Source organism: Acinetobacter populi (genome assembly GCF_002174125.1).
GTDB lineage: Bacteria > Pseudomonadota > Gammaproteobacteria > Pseudomonadales > Moraxellaceae > Acinetobacter > Acinetobacter populi.
This window is the reverse complement of the sequence record NZ_NEXX01000005.1, coordinates 284695-303124: the sequence shown is the minus strand read 5'-3', so window position 1 is coordinate 303124 and position 18430 is coordinate 284695. Positions and strand designations below refer to the sequence as shown.

Sequence of the window (18430 nt, the reverse complement as noted above, 5' to 3'; positions counted from 1 at the left end):
GTTTCTCCTGTGCCACCAGTTTCTCCTGTGCCACCAGTCTCTCCAGTTCCGCCCGTTTCCCCAGTGCCACCAGTCTCTCCAGTTCCGCCTGTTTCCCCAGTACCACCGGTCTCTCCTGTGCCACCAGTTTCCCCAGTTCCGCCGGTTTCTCCTGTGCCACCAGTTTCTCCTGTGCCACCGGTCTCTCCTGTGCCACCGGTCTCTCCAGTTCCGCCTGGAGCTATTACTGTAACTTCCGGTGATTTATTTCCAGCACCATCTTCAAGGCCAACTGTAACTTCTTCACCATTGGTTAAGGGCTCTTCCAGTTCAACCTCAAATGTTCCATCCGGATTCACTGTTCCTGTACCAATGGTATTGCCTTCAGAATCTTTGACTGTAACTGTGGTGCCAGGTTCACCTTTACCGCTTACTGTTGTGCCGTCTTCACTTACTGCAACTTCTGTTGGGACAGTTGGTGCGGTGGTATCCGGCGCATTTACTGTTACTTCCGGTGATTTATTTCCAGCACCATCTTCAAGGCCAACTGTAACTTCTTCACCATTGGTTAATGGCTCATCCAGTGCAACTTCAAATGTTCCATCTGGATTCACTGTTCCTGTACCAATGGTATTGCCATCTGAATCTTTGACTGTAACTGTGGTGCCAGCTTCGCCTTTACCGCTTACTGTTGTGCCGTCTTCACTCACAGCCACTTCTGTTGGGGCAGTTGGTGCTGTGGTATCCGGCGCATTTACTGTAACTTCCGGTGATTTATTTCCAGCACCATCTTCAAGGTCAACTGTAACTTCTTCACCATTGGTTAATGGCTCATCCAGTTCAACTTCAAATGTTCCATCTGGATTAACTGTTCCTGTACCAATGGTATTGCCATCTGAATCTTTGACTGTAACCGTTGTACCAGGTTCGCCTTTACCGCTTACTGTTGTGCCGTCTTCACTCACCGCGACTTCTGTTGGGGCAGTTGGTGCCGTGGTATCTTTGGTATCGTTAGTTTTATGATCATTATCATCATCTAATAACTTTAATGCGGCGACTGCTGCTAATGGCGTAATCGCCCATAATGGGCTATGTCCCTCATCATATAATAATGGTTCTATATTATTTAACGGATTGTAAATAACCTCATCCAGTATCGCACCAGAATCATTGGTAAATTGAACCCAAAATAATTGTCCATTTCCCGTATCTAACACCAAACTATTATCGGCGAGAAAGAAATTTTCGATAATAATTTGTTCACCATTTGTTAGGTAAATAACTGCGTTATTTCCTTCCCTTTCAACTTTTAAAACATCTTCTTTCTGGATCGTAATTTTGACTACAGCTGGTTGTTTTAACAGCACATTTGTCCCAAAATCTTGTGTTGTTACATTGTGACTCGCTTTATCAAAAATTTGTATGTTTTTCATAATAAACCCTTTTTTTATAAAATATCGCATTGACCATAGCATATTTTTTTTATAAAACCAAGCGTATTGATCGGATTAATTTTCTCGTTTTTTATGTACTTTATGACAATTCACTACTTACATTTTTGATAATCAACGCACAAAGTAAGCTATAATTTATCCAACGATTCACTATTTTTTAACCAATATGAAGATCATTTTTGCCGGTACACCGGACTTTTCTGCTGAAGCATTAAATAAATTAATTGTAACAAAACATGACATTGTTGCCGTGTATACACAACCTGATCGTCCATCAGGACGTGGACAAAAAGTGTCAGCATCTCCTGTGAAACAATTGGCTTTGCAACATGGCTTAACGGTGATGCAACCTGAAAACTTTAAAAGCAATAGTGAAGAAGGTTTAAGCGCACAACAACAATTGGCAGATTTTCAAGCTGATGTCATGGTGGTTGCTGCTTATGGTCTAATTTTACCGCAAGTCGTGCTAGATACGCCAAAATATGGCTGTCTCAATATTCACGCGTCCTTATTACCACGCTGGCGTGGCGCTGCGCCAATTCAACGGGCAATTCAGGCAGGTGATCAGCAAAGTGGCGTGACCATTATGCAAATGGCAAAAGGTCTGGATACTGGGGATATGTTATACAAGGTGAGTTGTGATATTACTGCAACAGACACTGCATCGACATTGCATGACAAATTGAGTCAATTGGGTGCAGAAGCCATTTGTGAAGTACTGGAAAATGAGCAGTGTTTACAACAATATCAGGCCAATCGTGTAGTACAGGATGAAGCCTTAAGCAATTACGCCCATAAAATTGTGAAGGCTGAAGCAAAAATTGATTGGGCACAACCTGCACAATATCTGGATTTGCATATTCGCGCCTTTAATCCTGTACCTGTTGCTTTTTGTCTTGTTGCCGATGGTTCTCCCTTACGTATCTGGTCTGCCGAACCAGCCAAAGAAACACATACCTCAAAATATGGTGAAATTCTGGCAGTTGATAAACAAGGTGTACTGGTTGCCTGTGGTGCAGGCACAACTTTACGTTTGACCAGCCTACAATGGGCAGGCGGCAAGGCATTAAATGCTGTACAGATCTTTCAGACACAAAAATTACAGGTTGGACAAATCCTATGATGAGCCAGACACAACCTGTATCCTCCATAAATTTACGTGCCCAGTTGATCAAATTATTGATCGCAGTCCAGCAAGGGCAATCTCTGGCACAACTCCAGAACAAATATTTAAATGCGATCAATGATCAAGACAAAGCGTTATTCCATGAGCTTAGTCTGGGTTGTCTCAGACAATGGTTTTGTCTAAAACAGGTGACTTTACCTCTATTGCAAAAGCCGATTACCGATTTACCTGTCGAAACTGCGCTATATGTAGGTTTATACCAGCTCCTATGTACGCGAATTGCCGACCATGCGGCAATTTCAGAAACTGTCAATGCGGTGAAACAACTTGGTTTTGAATCGGCGAGTGGTTTGGTCAATGCGATTTTAAGACGCGCTCTACGAGAGCGCACGCAGTTACAAGCTCAACTTGAAGCAGCGCATGGTTTACCAAGCTGGCTGTATAAACGTCTTAAAAAAGACTGGAAAAGCCAAAGTGACGATTTATGTCAGCAACTTAAATCTACCGCCCCCCTGACATTAAGGGTTAATCAACGCCTGATTGGACGAGATGCGTATTTAAATAAACTGCTGCAACATGATATTCAAGCGCATGCTTGTTCTCATTCCGATGCAGGGATCATCCTTGATCAGACTGTGCATATTCCTGCATTACCGGGTTATGAACAAGGCTGGTTTTCGGTACAGGATGAACATGCACAGCTATGTGCAATGCTATTGCCGGATTTAAACGAAAAATTTGTGATCGATGCCTGTGCTGCACCGGGTGGGAAAACGGCACATTTACTGGAAAAATATCGCCCAGCCAAACTGATTGCATTAGATGCAGATCCCAAGCGTTTACTGCGTGTGGAAGAAAATCTAAGCCGCTTAAAACTACTCACCGAACAAGTAGAGATCATCAGTGCTGATGCCACGACATGGCAAGCACCACAACAGGCAGACTGTATTGTACTTGATGCGCCATGCTCTGCGATTGGTGTATTACGTCGTCATCCGGATATTCGTTTGTTGCGTCAGTCCAGTGATATTGCCCAAACCGTACAATTGCAAAAAACCATTCTCAATCATATGTGGCAACAACTTAAACAAGGTGGATCACTGCTCTATATCACCTGTTCAATTTTAAAAGTCGAAAATGAACAACAGATGCTAGATTTTTTTGCAACACACCAAGATGCTAGAGAAATTCCTCTGCATATTGATTGGGGCATTGCTCAAGCGCACGGTCGACAGCTTTTACCCCAACAGGGACAGGGTGATGGTTTCTATTATTGTCTTATTCAGAAAATTTAAACCTGAAGCGGTAATCACCGCTTCAGAATTTTCCTGCTGTCACTGGAAAAACTGGAACATGACCAGACTAAGGGCTAATGTTGACATACCAGTTACCAACCCATAGACGGTTTCATGTCCTTTGGCATAACGCTTGGCAGCAGGAAGCAATTCATCAAGTGCCAAAAATACCATCACTCCACCAATCAAACCAAACACACAACCATATACAACAGGGCTCATAAACGGCGCAAGAATACTATAACCAATTAACGCACCAATAGGTTCTGCCAAGCCGGAAATAAAACTCGCACCTAAGGCCAGTGCTTTATTTTGTGTTGCCATATATACCGGTAAGGCTATCGCTATTCCTTCTGGGATATTATGAATAGCAATAGCAACCGCCAAAGGTACACCTAATGTCGAACTTTCCAGCGTGGCAAAAAAAGTGGCTAAACCTTCGGGAAAATTATGCGCAGTAATCGCAAACAGGGTCAATAAACCTGTGCGATACAAAGATTTCTGACTATGTTGCTCAACCTGTCCCGAATCAATTGACTCATGTGGATTCGGCACCAGACGATCCAGAGCGATCACCAAGAGTATGCCCAGCAAAAAAGAAAAAGTACCCAAGGCAAAACCAATTTGGGCATTATATCCTGCACTAAAAGAATCAATTGACTTATTGAGAATTTCTGTCAAGGACACATAGACCATTGCCCCACCGGCAAAGGCCAAACCAAAAGACAGTAAACGAGGACTCGGCTGCTTAAAAAAAAGTACCGATGCCCCGCCAACAACAGTGGCCAAACTCGCTAGAATAGTGACTAAAAAGGCTATTAACACCTGATGACTAAAAAAGTCCATAAGAATAAAGGCACCAAAATTGATGCCTTTATTTTATATGAAAAATAATCTCCAATGGAAATAATTATCATTCTATTTTGTTAATGCTTGATACCCCTTTAATCATCACTTTCGGGGTGTTTACTTAAATGAATCATGGCGAGAACTAATCCTCCCCATAATAAAACAATCGAAATAATCATCATAATTAGCGCAGATGTATTCATGCTTAATCTCCCGAATGACCATGATCTTTCAAACGACTAAAGAAAAATGCACCCAATGCAAACAGTGCAATATAACCCCAGCCAAAAATCACCTGTACAAATACAGGATAATCACCATAGCCCTTGGTAATTAATGCAGTCAGTGTTAATCCCAATGCAACCAATAAAGATAAAGGCGTCACAATGGTCAACATGAACTCCCAACCTTTACCCAAAGAAATACTGGAGGTGGCATTAATATGTTGTTCCAGTTGTTTTAGCAAAGGACGTTTAAACCAACTCACCAGAATAATGGAGAAAAATGCACCTGCGACAATACCAATATTATTGGCAAAATGGTCAATAATATCGACAAAAGTCACTGCGCTGTGGGTTGAAAATAATAACGTGGAAACAATGGCCGAACCACCTGCAACAATCGTCACCGATTTTTTACGTGACCAGCCCAGCTTGTCCTGAAATGCACAAATCGGCACTTCCAGAATACTGACCATCGAGGTAATCCCGGCGACCATTAAAGAGGTAAAAAATAGCAAGCCAAATAAATCACCACCAGCACCAAGACTGGAAATCAATTTTGGAAAGGCAATGAATGCCAGCCCAATACCGCCACTCACCACTTCCTGCACAGGCAAACCAGAGCTATATGCCATAAAGCCCAGTGCAGCAAAAACACCAATCCCGGCCAGAATTTCAAACGATGAATTGGCAAGGGCAACGACCAGCCCCGAACCGGTTAAATCGGTTTTTGGTTTAAGATAGGATGCATACGTCAGCATAATGCCGAAGCCAACCGATAAAGAGAAGAAAATATGACCATAAGCTGCTAGCCAGACCTTATAGTCCTTCATCGCCGTCCAGTTTGGGGTAAAAAAAGCATTTAAACCATCTACCGCACCCGGTAAACGTAATGCCTGAATCACCAGAATAGAAAATAATATTACCAATAACGGCATAAAAATTTTATTGGATAGCTCAACGCCTTTTTTCACGCCACCAAATAAAATCACAATGGTCACAAGCCAAACCAGCACTAATCCCCAGAACAGATGCGGAACAAAGCCAAAGGTCAATTGATCGGCATTTTGCAAATAATTCTGGAAGAAGAATTGCTCGGTATTCTCGCCCCATTTTTGTCCAATCGAATAATAAATATAACTACCTGCCCAAGACAACACACTCGCGTAATACATCCCGATGACCAGTGTGACCATCACCTGCCACCAACCAAGTGACTCCATTGGCTTGAATAAACGCTTATAAGCTGTCGGTGGTGCCCCGTGATATTTATGCCCAACCGCATAATCCAAAAACAATAATGGCAATCCAGCGGTAAACAAGGCAATTAAGTAGGGGATTAAAAAGGCACCGCCCCCATTTTCATAAGCGACATAGGGAAATCGCCAGATATTACCCAAGCCAACCGCAGAACCAATTGCTGCAATAATAAATCCAGATCGAGCAGACCAGTTTTCTCTTTGTTGGGTCATATGCTCCCCTTTTCTTTCATGGAATACCTAAGAATACTGTAAAAAACGGCGCAGATTAGCATATTCCTGCGAATTTTTTTATTTTTAATGTGCAATATCTGAGCCCAAATCAGGTGAAATCGGCATAAAAAATTCGTTTACCAATGTCCTTATGACGCATCATTTCTTCATAAGTTTTCATTTTTATTTTTTAAATGAAGAAATTATCTATTTTTTAATTGCGGCTGTTTCGCTCTAAACGCTCACGACGAATTTGTTCGGCTTTTTGTCTTTGTTGCTGTTTAAGCGCTTGTTCACGCCTATTCTGCTGCTGTTGATTTCGATGTTGTTGCTCTTGTGCACGTTTTTGTTCCATGCGTCGACGTTCCAGCTCACGTTGTCGTTGCTGCTCTATTTGACGTGCTCGAGCCAATTGCGCCTGCTTTTGCTGCTGTGACCTTAACCATAGCTGACGTTCTCGTTCCTGTTGATAAGCCCGCTGTCTTTCCAGTTGACGCTGTTGTTCATAACGGTGCTGATGATATAAAGCATCGCTCTGATACCCATAATAACCACCTTGACGATAACGTCCGCTATCTTCCGGTAAGACTGTGCAACCAATCATTGTCATTGTAATGACGATGCCTGTCGGTATAAGTTTATACATATCCGCCTCCTTTCAACCTCTTCAACTGCTGATAAAAATTATTGACAATTTGCATTTTCAAGTTAAGGTAGTTTATCAACATAAAAAAAGCTTACTCGATCACTATAGGAATTATGTATTAAAAGCATTGTGCTTATACAGCGAATACATAAAACAACCAAGTGAATGTGAATAAAACATGTAGATGCTTTTGGAAAAGCAATCAAGTCAATCGTAATAGGAAGTTCAATATGGGTAATTTTTTTGATATAGAACAATTTTTGGAAAAATCACAAGGCTCAAGTGCCCGTACTTTGGATAAAGCACCCAAAGTCATACAACACCGTCTTGCCAAAATACTGGGCTATCAGCATGATTTTAAAACCCTTCACCCCTTTTTAAAATGTTTGCTGGCAATACAACAGCGACAAGGGAAAATTAACTTAGTTACCGAAGATTATGCAAAAAGTCGTGTTCAATTCCAGCGACAAATGCGTTCTATTGTGGCAACGCCGACACCGATACAATTGGTTGAAGATCTGGATTTACCGTTAAAACATCAAACCTTACGTGCAAGACGTTATCATCCCAAACCCGGGAAAAAACTGCCCCTGATCATTTTTTATCATGGCGGTGGATTTATTGTCGGTGACCTTAATACACATGATGAAGCTTGTCGTTTGCTGGCCAAAGCTGCCAATGTACAAGTGTTAAGTATCGACTATCCCCTTGCACCGGAACATTCACCAGAATACATCGTTGGCTGTTGTGTGGAAGCACTGGAATGGACATATCAGCATTACAAACAACTAGATATTGCAGGGAAAAAGATTGCGGTTGCAGGTGATAGTGCCGGAGGTAATTTAAGTGCAGTCGTTTGTCAAAAAACAAAAAACACCATCTATACACCCTCAGCGCAACTATTGATTTATCCTGCGGTAGATTTTAAAAGTCGTTATGCGTCTTATTATAAATTTCGCGAAGGCCTGATTTTAAATGACAATGATATCGATAGCGTGACCGAATTATATGTTATCCAGCAAAATGTCGCTCTTGATGATCCATTAGTTTCTCCTCTCTACGGTGACTTAAACAAAGTAGCGCCTGCCTACATCGTCACCGCTGGCTACGATCTATTGCATGATGAAGGTGAAATTTACGCACAAAAACTAAAACAGGCGGGCATTGCGATAAAATATCAGGAAGCTCAGGATATGACACATGGCTTTATCAATTTCACCCCTATTCATAAAGCTGCCAAACAGCACTGGATCAATACAGCCAGAGATTTTCGAAAATTTTGGGATAAATTAAAATAAAATGTTCCACGTGAAACGATGAATTAACCCGATATGCTTTGCAGTCCTGCAAACATGAATTGCTTATCCTATTGCAGGCTGCATCACAATCATTTAAAAAAGATGTGATAATTAAAAATGTGCTTCCAAACCGATATAAGGCCCTTTAAAACGGAACTTGGTATCAATATCATCTTGATCATCCAGATCGATATTTAAAATACGATAGCCCGCTTTGGCACCTACATCAACCAATAAATTATCAACAAAATCATACTTCACTTCGGCAGATACATCACTGATTTTGGTATCGCTATAACTGGTCAACAACGCTTCTGCTTTGGCACTTAAACCAGTAAAGGGAAGTTTTGCACCTAAAGCACCATAGAGCATGGGTGCTGTTTCGCTGATATTTAACTTATCTTTACCGCTTAAGCCATGATAGGTCACATCCCCATCCAGACGTTTTGCTGCAATACCAACATCGGCACTGACAATATTATCCAGAAGCTCATAATAAAGAATAAAATCAGTATTGTTTAACTGAATATCAAACGTCGGATTGCCAGCCAACGACTGCTCTGTTTCGGCATCAATACTGACATGACGAATACGGGCATTGGGAATCAAAGGAATGGGATGTTCAAACGATAATGCAAATTGTGCTTGGCCTTTATCATCCAGATCCAGTGCATTGGCACCCTCTAAACGACTTCCAGATTGTCCTTCATTATAATCCCCGCCTAAATTCCAATAATCTACACTGCCATAAATACCAATCAGATCGGCTTGGGCAAAATTACTTAACGTCAATGTAGACGTTGCCAATAGGACACCGTGCCATAATTTCATTATATTCTTCCTCATAAAATCCAGACTGATTATATAATGCAATAATGCTTTTATTGTGAATAATTGATATTGTGTCTATTCAGTATCATATATGTGATCACCCTTCAAATCCGGATGACACTAACAGCATGAAAAGCATCATGATGAATTGATTTCTACTGGATACTGGCTCCCAAAATTAATTAAAAGGAAAAGATAATGTACACTGGCATCGTCATGGGTGTGGAACACATCCGGAACATACAACTTGCAGATGGCTACCGCACAATCTTTGTCAGCAATACGCAAGGATTATTTGATGATGTTTTTATCGGTGCCAGTGTAGCAATTGATGGCGTATGTCTGACCGTCACCCAGATATCGGAGGATCTGCAATCGATCGCCTTTGATATTTCGGATGTTAGCAATGCCTTAACCACCTTACAATTCCTACAAAAAGACAGTCCCGTAAATGTAGAGCGCTCATTTAAAGTCGGTATGGAAAATGGTGGGCACAGTCTGTATGGGCATATTGAAGGCATGGCACAGATCAAGCAATTACAGCACCATGGCGCAACCCTGCATCTGGATATTGCCATTCCTGCCGAAAAAATGAAGTATTTCTTTCATAAAGGTTTTATCGGACTACATGGTTGCAGCTTAACCGTCAACAATGTGGATAAGGCGCAGCATTTGATCTCTGTCGATCTGATTCCCGAAACCTTGCGTCTGACCAATCTAAAATTTCTAAAACAGGGCGATTTTGTCAATTTTGAAATTGACCATACGACACGAACACTGGTCGATACCATTGAAGGCATTTATGCCAATCGCCTTTAAATATTTTGCGCCTAAAGACCCTGTATTCCCTAGTGATTAGACAGCGTCACAGGGTCTTTTCGTGGAGCAAAACTTAAGAAAGATTATTTTGTTGCTTGTTATAACGAATTGATAGATAAGCAGTGATGGCAAGAACAATTGCAATAAAGCCTAAAGATATCCAGATCGGCATATGGAATACATCCAGCAATAACATCTTGGCACCGATAAACAATAAAATCACCCCTAAACCATAGGGTAAATAATGCATTTTAGCTGCGGCACCAGACAGTAAAAAGAACATCGCACGTAAGCCCAGAATTGCCATCAAATTGGCACTTAATACAATAAAGGGATCGGTAGTGACCGCAAAAATCGCCGGGATTGAATCAACTGCAAAAATCACATCAGAAAATTCAACTAGAATTAGCACAATAAACAACGGTGTGACCCAAAGCTTGCCCTGCTCCCGCACAAAAAATTTATTGCCTTGCAGTGTATTGGTAATTGGTAAATGATTACGTAACCATTTTAGCAATTTCATATCTTCGATATTTGGATCTTCTTCCTGTCCTTTTAAGAACTTAAAGCCGGTATAAACCAAAAATGCCCCGAAGATATATAATATCCAAGAAAATTCCTGTACCAGCCATGCGCCGATAAAAATAAAAATAGTTCTTAAAACAATTGCCCCAATTACGCCATATAACAACACCTGACGCTGCAACGCAGGAGGAATAGCAAAAGCCGAGAAAATCATCAACCAGACAAAGACGTTATCAATTGCCAAAGATTTTTCTAGTAAATAACCGGTGATATATTCCAAGGTTTTTTGGTTGGCAATGCCGACATCAAATGTCTGTTGTAGATACAACCACAAACCACCGGCAAAAAGCATGGCAACCGAAACCCAAGCGATACTCCACCAAGCTGCTTGCTTTAGGGGAACAGGTTGATTCTGTTTTTGTTTAAAGCCTAAAAAGTCGATCAATAGCATGACAAAGACAATGCCAAAGAACACCAAATACAGCCAAATGTTACCGACTGAAACCATATTTCATCCTCCATATCCAGCAATTGGGCATAAAAAAACCTCGACCAGTTGCCAGACGAATTTCATCTGTTTTCAACATGATCAAGGTCTTGCCTACACCATCTGGAAGATGATGCTCAGATACCGACTTTTTATCAAAAAGTGTATTGACGATATCTGACACATAGTGGGTTTATGACTATGTTTGAGGAGGCTACTCCCCTTGTCGTTTCATTTCGTTTTGGATCGCAATCCATAAGTAAGCACAGCATGCCACAGCTTTAAGTTTTGTGCAAATTTTCAAACTTAATATTTACCACTAATCGTTAACATAAAGTTGCGTGGATCACCATAATAATTATTCCGAGAGGTATTTGTTGCTTGTCGCCAATAAGTACGGTCAAATAAATTATCAACATTAATACCTAATGACCAGTTCTGATTCATTTGGTAGTCAACTCTCAAACCTGTAACTGCGTAAAAACCTGTAGTAAATTTAAAAGTTTGTGAACCAATAACTATACCATTACCACTTGGATCATAAATATTAGCTGTACCTTCACTATAAGTTTCACTTTGCATTCTGACACCGCCACCAATACGCCATTTTTCCAGTTGATTTGGTAAACGATACATCGTCCAGATTTTTAACTGATTTTTTGGTGTTCCATTGGTCGAATAAGCTGTACCATTTCCAGTACTATATCCTGATTTCTTTTTGGCATCATTATAAGTATAGCCAATTGAAATATCCCAATTTGGTGTTAATTTCCCATTTAATTCAGTATCTATGCCACGAACCTGTATTTTTCCACTGGCTACATAACAGCAACTAAATCCCGGGAAAGCAGACGAATACCCAAGGCTAACAGCTTCATTTTCTCGTGTAGTTTGATAAACTGCTAAACTGCCTTGTAATTGGTTATTTAACCATGTTTGCTTAACACCAAGCTCTAAACTATTACCTTCAATCGGTTTAAGCATGTTACCAGTTTTATCAACATTCGTTCCTTGAGGTTTAAATATTTGAGAATAACTGGCATAAAGTGCGGTATTAGGTAAAAAATCATAGGTTAAGCCAAAATATGGCGTTACTTGTGACGGAGTTGAATAATTCTGATCAGAATTTGTTTTTAAGTAATTTCCATCTTTATCAAATTTTTGGTATAGATAATCGTAATTATATTTACTATAACGTACTCCAATCACCGAATGTAGTTTCTGTGTTAAATCAGAGCGTAGACTAGCAAAAATACCGTATTGCGAGACTTTATAGTCCGTTATCAAATAATCTATTGTCTTCCAATCAGGTTCTGCAATACTAGAAGGATTAAAGTTTAAGGCATCAATGGTAGTACTAGTTCCACTATAATAGCCTTTATCAAGGTTATAGCGTTGCCAATTTCCACCAACTAATAACTCTTGTTGATGTCCAAAAAGATCAAACTTACCATTTATAGATGCATCAACCAGAATTTCTGTAGGCTTGGTTTTGCTTTTCGACATTTCAAAATAATTTGATTGTCCAGTTAATGGATTAATCGCTGCAAAACTATAGCCTATTTTGTTATTATTTTGAGTTTCTTGCCATGAGGAATTAAGCTTTAACTGCCAATCCTCATTAAGCTGATGATTTAATTCTGCAAAAATTTGGGTACGTTTAGTATTTTGATTTGTCCAATCAGTTTGCAAATTAGTTTTACGAGAATAGCCAATATCTCGACCATCAGCATAACGTGGTAATCCCCAATAATTTTCAGAACTATCGAGATCATCATAAGTAATCCCTGCTGCTAAAGTAGTTTTATTATTTAAATCTGCTTCAATAATACCGTAGACTAAATTACGATTACTATCTGCCGTATCATAAAAATAGTCCTGTTGTTCATGTATAGCAACCATACGTCCACGAATGCTACCTGTACTATTTAAAGGACTAGAAATATCCACTTGTTGTCGGTAATGATCCCAGCTTCCTGCCGATAAATTTATTAAAGCTTGTTGATAACTTAAAGGCCGTTTTCGTACTAAATTAACTGTTCCACTGGATTCACCTGCACCTGAGAATAGGCCATCTGCACCCCGTAATACTTCTACCTGATCAAAAACAGATAAATCTGGTAAACTACCACGATCATAATTGGCATAATATAAACTTGGTGCACCACCATCGTATTGAAAATTACTAAGAACAAATCCACGAGAATAGATGGTTGCATTACTCCCTCCCGTAATATTAATCCCCGTGGTCTGAGTTAAAGCATCTCTTACATTCAGTAAATTTTGATCTTTTATTCTTTGGGAGGTAATTACTGTCACAGATTGTTGGATTTCCTTAAAATCCCGTTCAGTTTTTCCCCCTACTGTAGATTTCTTTGCTGCATAACCTTCATTTTCCGCCTCCACCACAATCACAGGCAACTGCACTGCATTTGCATCACGGCTTGCTGTTCCTGATGGATTCACATCAATCGGTTTTAGCTGCCCCATATCACGGGCTTGTGGTTGGCCTTCAACAAGTGAAAATTTATTGTCTGCAATTTTTTTAATCTGTAAGTTTTTGCCTTTTAAGAGTTGTTGTAGTGCTTGTTCAACAGTGAGTTCTTGATTTAATGTTTCTGACTGATAATTATTTACAGCTTTTGTCACAAATAAAATCTGTGCACCACTTTGCTGTGCCAGACTTTGTAATGCCAAATCCAGACGTTGTGCAGGAATCTGTAAAGCATAGGTTGTATCCGCAAAGACTGCGCCTGCATACAATGCAGTCGTCAATATTAAAGTTATACGCTTTAAACGCAAATTCGATTTATGTTTAATCATTAATTTTTCCCCGAAATTAGACTTTTTACACAATTTTTTGTGCCTGTATCCTGTATGTCGTTTCGGAAATAAAAGTTGTACACCATTTTTTAAAATATTTTTAATTTTTTCTTTCTCACGCTATATGACGTTTGAAACGCTAAAAAAGCTCAAGCAAAAATGTAATTTATTGTAAATTTATCTCTATTTTTTCACAATCACCATGGAGCCATCCTCCTGTTCAACGAGCTTGACTAGTGCAAAACTTGGTAATGCCCGTATTAATTGCATGCGCTGGGTTAAATCTGCCTGACCGGAAATTCGTAACTGCGCCAGTTCATCAGATGAAATACTCACTGGTAAATCACCATAACGTTTTAATTCGGCCAGCACATCCGCCAGCGTCTGATTATTAAAATAGTAATATCGTTTTTGCCAGGCGATTAACTGTTGCACATCCTGTAACTGGTTTGAAGATGCAAATTGTCCTTGTACAGTCGAAATACTCTGCCCCGTCGTTAAAATTGTCGAGTGTTGTTGATCCGCCGACCAGACCCGGACTTGTCCCTGCACCACTGCGATTTGTGCATCATGTTGTGCCAGTGTACGCACATTAAAAATGGTGCCAATATCTTCAATAAGAATATCACCTGCCTGAACTTCAAAACCACGCTCTGCCCACGACAACCACTGATGCCATGCCGCATGTCGCACGTGGAAGGTTGCTTCACCTTGCTGTAACTGAATTGTTCTGGAAAATAAGCGATAGGCAACCTGTAATTGTGTAGCGGTATTGAGTTGAACCCGACTGCCATCCGATAGAATATAATCTTTCTGTTCACCAACTTCTGTACTTAATAGATGCTGTTCATACACGGGATTCCACCAGCATATTCCACCCAATGTTGCCAAAACAAGCAGTGATAAAATCTTTTTCTGATGCTGCCGCTGTTTTTTCTGTCGCTCTAAAGCAGCCTGAATAATTTCTTCAGGTTTAGGGAGTTGTGCAATCAGTGCATCTTCAAAAGGTTCCAAAGCTTGTTGTATCAGTCTTTGCTTTTTGACCCGTTCCAAATCCTGTTGTTGTTCATGCTCAGGTTGTTGATTATTCATCATGCACCAACAAAATAGGTAACATGATTTTAAAGGCTTTTGCCAAATAACGTGCCACCATGCCTCTGGATAAATTCAGATGTTCTGCCACTTCATGTTGCGAATAATGATAAAGTTGGGTCAAAATAAAAATATCTCGACAATTCTCAGGTAATTGCTGAATGGTTTGCAGCAGAATTTGCTCTCGTTGCTGTTTGGCAAATTGTAGTTCTGGTGAGGTGAGTGTTTTTTGATGTAATTCCACATAATCTTGTGGCTCCTGACAAAAATCCATCCATTCGTGCACATGCTTTTCTTTGCGGTAAAAATCAATGGCAACACGCAAACAAATGGTGCGTAAAAAAGCCATTGGACTTTGAATTTCATCAGATTGTATTGTTGTTTGTAAGACCCGAATACAGGTCTCCTGTACCACTTCCTGAGCAAATTGACGATCACCAAAACGATAGCTAATATAATCAACCAGATCGTCATGATACGTGACCAGTGCCTCAATCAATGGATTGTTTTTCATTTGATAAGGATACAATTCATATAAATTTGAATGAGAATTATAATCAATTGTGATTTTACATACAATGTCACTTTTTAATAAGTCAGTAATAAAAATTCTACAGCCACTTTTTGTAGATTCTGTTGGTTATCTTAAACAAATAATTGATAACCAACAAAAATTTTAAAATCAAAGTAGACAAGCATAAAAATTGTCTGCTCATATGCCGCTATTACCAAGTAAAACCAAAATTTAAATTAATTCGATATAGCCATTTATCACTATTAACCGAACTGGTACTGGTAAAACCGGTACTATTGGTCGCTCCGCCAATAATATTGGCATTTTTGCCCCACGTGTAATCTGCCCATACCAAGAATGGATTGGCAATAAACATCATACCCGTCGTATTCATCTGGGAAGCAGACCAGTCGTGACGCTTTTTGTCCAGATAACTGTAATCATTATAGAATTTAATTGCTTTTAACTTACCAAAATCTTGTACAGGTAAAGTATAGGCAACGTTTAAACTAGAGATTGTACCTTCCGAAGCAATAAAGTATGCAGGTGTTAATCCATTGACGCCCATTAAAGTCATGTCGCTATCTACCCCATCAGGATTTTTGGCATCATATTTATAATGAATGACCGAACCCTGTAGGTTCCAGCGATCAATATTGGTATTGGCATGTGCACCCAGTGCATAATATTTACCATTTTTATCGGTGGTTTTATTATGCAGTTGAGAAACTGCACCAGATAAACCAACTTCTTGTTTACCCACCTCTGTATCAAATTTTTTCACAAGACGTGCGTTGACCTGATTTTGTTTTTCATTCTGATAACCTTGTTGAAAGGCAAAAGCATTTTCTGTTAAATCATCATACGTTGCACTTTCCGGTGAATAACGCAGACTGGTATCTAACATTCGCGGATAATATCCCAGACGAATATCCCAGTCCTGATCCACATAATTCCAGTTCAATCCCGGTGCAATATTGTTGCCATAGCCCAAGAAAAAAGGAATATGGTAAGTCCAGCCATTTTGTGGATAAGGATAAATGGCAAATGGTTTATAGACAAATCCTGCTTCTATACTATTATTTTTATTAAAGTTATATCCGACATAGGCTTTTTCAATTGAAGTGTATTCTTGATCCTGCAAGATATAGCTGGAATTAAGATAAAAATCATCATATTTACCTTTGAGATCTACCCGAAGAATATCAAAATTGGTTTTACCCGCGCCATCATTTTCACCGCCCCAACTTTCATAACGATGATTAAAACGCACGACACCACCTAATTTCAATGATTGACTTTCATCCTCATTTTTCCACTCCAGAAAAGAATCTGCTGCTACCGCATTGAATGAAATGGTACTCATTAATGCACTAAAAACCATGAATGGTCTGCTCAATTTTTTCATTGCAACACTCCTCGCTACTCACCCTTTCATACCCCAAGGCTTTGACTTGTTTTATATATGAAACTTTGTTTTCACAAAATTTCGGTTAAAAAAATTTAGATGGCGATGGGTTTTAGTACACGACAATATGCATCATCGGATACCAAATTCTGAACAGAAAAAATCTCGTTAAGTTGCTGCTGTGTCAGCAATTTTTTCTCAAGTACGACTTCAGGCACAGTTTTATTTTCGGCAATACATTGTTTACCAATCAGATCACAACACTCATGCCCCAGAATGGGATCAAGTAAGGTAATGATGCCAATACTGTTTAATACGGCAGCATGGCATTGTTTGGCATTTGCGCTAATGCCCTGAATGCATTTTTGATCCAGACTTTCAATGGCTTTACATAGTAACGACAGTGATTCATTCATACATGCTGCAATGACTGGCTCCATAACATTCAGCTGTAATTGCCCTGCTTCTGCGGCCATAGTCACGGTCATATCATTCCCAATCACTTTAAAGGCGATTTGATTCACCACCTCTGGAATCACTGGATTCACTTTAGCCGGCATAATCGATGATCCGGCTTGTAACTGGGGCAAGTTAATTTCATTTAAGCCAGTTCGCGGACCGGAAGACAGCAAACGCAAGTCATTACAGATTTTGGAAAGTTTGCAAGCCAGTCGTTTTAAACAACTTGAAATCAGGATAAATACCCCGCAATCACTGGTTGCTTCGATATAATCCGAGGCCCCTTTTAATTCTAATCCAGTAATTTTTTTCAGATGTTGTACAGCCTGTCCTGCATAACCAGTACCTGTATTGACGCCTGTGCCAATCGCGGTTGCACCCAGATTCACTTCAAGCAATAACGGTCTTAATTTTTGAATAAGTGTTCGATCTTCTCTAAGTAAAGTGGCATAGGCTTTAAATTCCTGTCCCAGTGTCATGGGGACCGCATCCTGCAACTGGGTACGGCCCATTTTAATGACCGATTTAAATTCTCTGGATTTTTTATCAATGCTTTTAATAATATGATTTAAGCTGATAATCAGTTCATCAATTTGATAATACAGCGATAATCTTAAAGCAGTGGGGTAAACATCATTGGTTGATTGTGATTTATTTACCACATCATTGGGATGGATAATATCGTAACGGCCTTTCTCATATCCCAGATGCTTCAAGGCAATATTGGCAATCACCTCATTACAGTTCATATTAATCGACGTACCAGCACCACCCTGATAAATATCCAGTGGAAAAACATGTTGCCACTGTTGTGGTTGATCAATTATTTTCTTGCAGGCATATAAAATGGCATCACATTGGAATTTACTGATTTTATGATAATCATAATTGGTCAGGGCAGATGCCTGTTTCACCTGAGCCAATGCTTTAATCAATAAATGATTCTGGCCAATCTGTTGCTGGGAAATCTGAAAATTATCTAAAGCACGTTGTGTATGAATGCCATAATAGGCATCCGCTGGAATTTCTCGTTCACCAAGTAAATCATGTTCTCGCCGACTGCTCATCTGTTCACCTTTACATCATGAAGCTACCTAATCAAAAAGCCCCTTAATCACACTAAAGGGATATC

General features: G+C 39.8%; 17 protein-coding genes. 4 read left to right on the top strand and 13 right to left on the bottom strand.

All coding sequences use genetic code 11. From position 1 onward, the window contains the following. A partial coding sequence (locus tag CAP51_RS14160; protein WP_171294798.1) for an Ig-like domain-containing protein occupies positions 1–1412 on the bottom strand: 1412 nt, incomplete at its 3' end. A 187-nt stretch (positions 1413–1599) separates the two neighbouring features. Between CAP51_RS14160 and fmt the strand changes: the two genes are divergently transcribed. Next, the gene (gene fmt, locus CAP51_RS14155; RefSeq protein WP_087621391.1) at positions 1600–2556 is read left to right on the top strand and encodes a methionyl-tRNA formyltransferase; all 957 of its coding nucleotides are present in this window, start codon (positions 1600–1602) and stop codon (positions 2554–2556) included. Then, the gene (gene rsmB, locus CAP51_RS14150) at positions 2556–3854 is read left to right on the top strand and encodes a 16S rRNA (cytosine(967)-C(5))-methyltransferase RsmB (protein WP_087621417.1); all 1299 of its coding nucleotides are present in this window, start codon (positions 2556–2558) and stop codon (positions 3852–3854) included. Before fmt ends, rsmB begins: the two co-directional genes overlap by 1 nt. A 39-nt stretch (positions 3855–3893) precedes the next feature. Here rsmB and zupT read toward each other — a convergent pair whose 3' ends face one another. The 4 genes from zupT to CAP51_RS14130 form a co-directional block, all read right to left on the bottom strand. Further along, entirely contained in the window at positions 3894–4700 is an 807-nt protein-coding gene (gene zupT / locus CAP51_RS14145) for a zinc transporter ZupT (protein WP_087621390.1), read from the bottom strand. Positions 4701–4798: 98 nt separating this feature from the next. After that, positions 4799–4906: a methionine/alanine import family NSS transporter small subunit gene (locus CAP51_RS14140; RefSeq protein ID WP_087621389.1), complete on the bottom strand. Its 108-nt coding sequence runs from the start codon at positions 4904–4906 to the stop codon at positions 4799–4801. A 2-nt stretch (positions 4907–4908) separates the two neighbouring features. Next, entirely contained in the window at positions 4909–6396 is a 1488-nt protein-coding gene (locus tag CAP51_RS14135; protein ID WP_087621388.1) for a sodium-dependent transporter, read from the bottom strand. A gap of 214 nt (positions 6397–6610) precedes the next feature. After that, positions 6611–7042, bottom strand: a complete 432-nt coding sequence (locus tag CAP51_RS14130; RefSeq protein WP_087621387.1) for a hypothetical protein — start codon at positions 7040–7042, stop codon at positions 6611–6613. 230 nt (positions 7043–7272) lie between these two features. On the opposite strand from CAP51_RS14130, the gene CAP51_RS14125 reads away from it, so the two are divergent. Continuing rightward, entirely contained in the window at positions 7273–8340 is a 1068-nt protein-coding gene (locus CAP51_RS14125) for an alpha/beta hydrolase (RefSeq protein WP_087621386.1), read from the top strand. A gap of 111 nt (positions 8341–8451) precedes the next feature. On the opposite strand, the gene CAP51_RS14120 is transcribed toward CAP51_RS14125, so the two are convergent. Further along, complete coding sequence (locus CAP51_RS14120; RefSeq protein ID WP_087621385.1) at positions 8452–9171, bottom strand: TIGR04219 family outer membrane beta-barrel protein; 720 nt, start codon at positions 9169–9171, stop codon at positions 8452–8454. Positions 9172–9369: 198 nt separating this feature from the next. On the opposite strand from CAP51_RS14120, the gene CAP51_RS14115 reads away from it, so the two are divergent. Then, positions 9370–9990, top strand: a complete 621-nt coding sequence (locus CAP51_RS14115; RefSeq protein WP_087621384.1) for a riboflavin synthase subunit alpha — start codon at positions 9370–9372, stop codon at positions 9988–9990. A gap of 73 nt (positions 9991–10063) precedes the next feature. Here the strand turns inward: CAP51_RS14115 and CAP51_RS14110 are convergent, their stop codons facing one another. The 7 genes from CAP51_RS14110 to CAP51_RS14085 form a co-directional block, all read right to left on the bottom strand. After that, the gene (locus CAP51_RS14110) at positions 10064–11023 is read right to left on the bottom strand and encodes a TerC family protein (protein ID WP_087621383.1); all 960 of its coding nucleotides are present in this window, start codon (positions 11021–11023) and stop codon (positions 10064–10066) included. Beyond that, entirely contained in the window at positions 11007–11186 is a 180-nt protein-coding gene (locus CAP51_RS17245; protein ID WP_140404445.1) for a hypothetical protein, read from the bottom strand. Before CAP51_RS17245 ends, CAP51_RS14110 begins: the two co-directional genes overlap by 17 nt. A gap of 122 nt (positions 11187–11308) precedes the next feature. Beyond that, positions 11309–13825 (bottom strand): TonB-dependent siderophore receptor, encoded by a 2517-nt coding sequence (locus tag CAP51_RS14105; protein ID WP_087621382.1) that lies wholly within the window; start codon positions 13823–13825, stop codon positions 11309–11311. Positions 13826–14008: 183 nt separating this feature from the next. Then, positions 14009–14917, bottom strand: a complete 909-nt coding sequence (locus CAP51_RS14100) for a FecR family protein (RefSeq protein ID WP_171294797.1) — start codon at positions 14915–14917, stop codon at positions 14009–14011. Beyond that, positions 14910–15431 (bottom strand): RNA polymerase sigma factor, encoded by a 522-nt coding sequence (locus CAP51_RS14095; protein WP_087621380.1) that lies wholly within the window; start codon positions 15429–15431, stop codon positions 14910–14912. Before CAP51_RS14095 ends, CAP51_RS14100 begins: the two co-directional genes overlap by 8 nt. Before the next feature lie 211 nt (positions 15432–15642). Next, a complete protein-coding gene (locus CAP51_RS14090) occupies positions 15643–16839 on the bottom strand; it encodes a hypothetical protein (protein WP_213062698.1) in 1197 nt (398 codons plus the stop codon). Positions 16840–16934: 95 nt separating this feature from the next. Continuing rightward, entirely contained in the window at positions 16935–18365 is a 1431-nt protein-coding gene (locus CAP51_RS14085; protein WP_087621379.1) for an aspartate ammonia-lyase, read from the bottom strand. Positions 18366–18430: the final 65 nt, after the last annotated feature.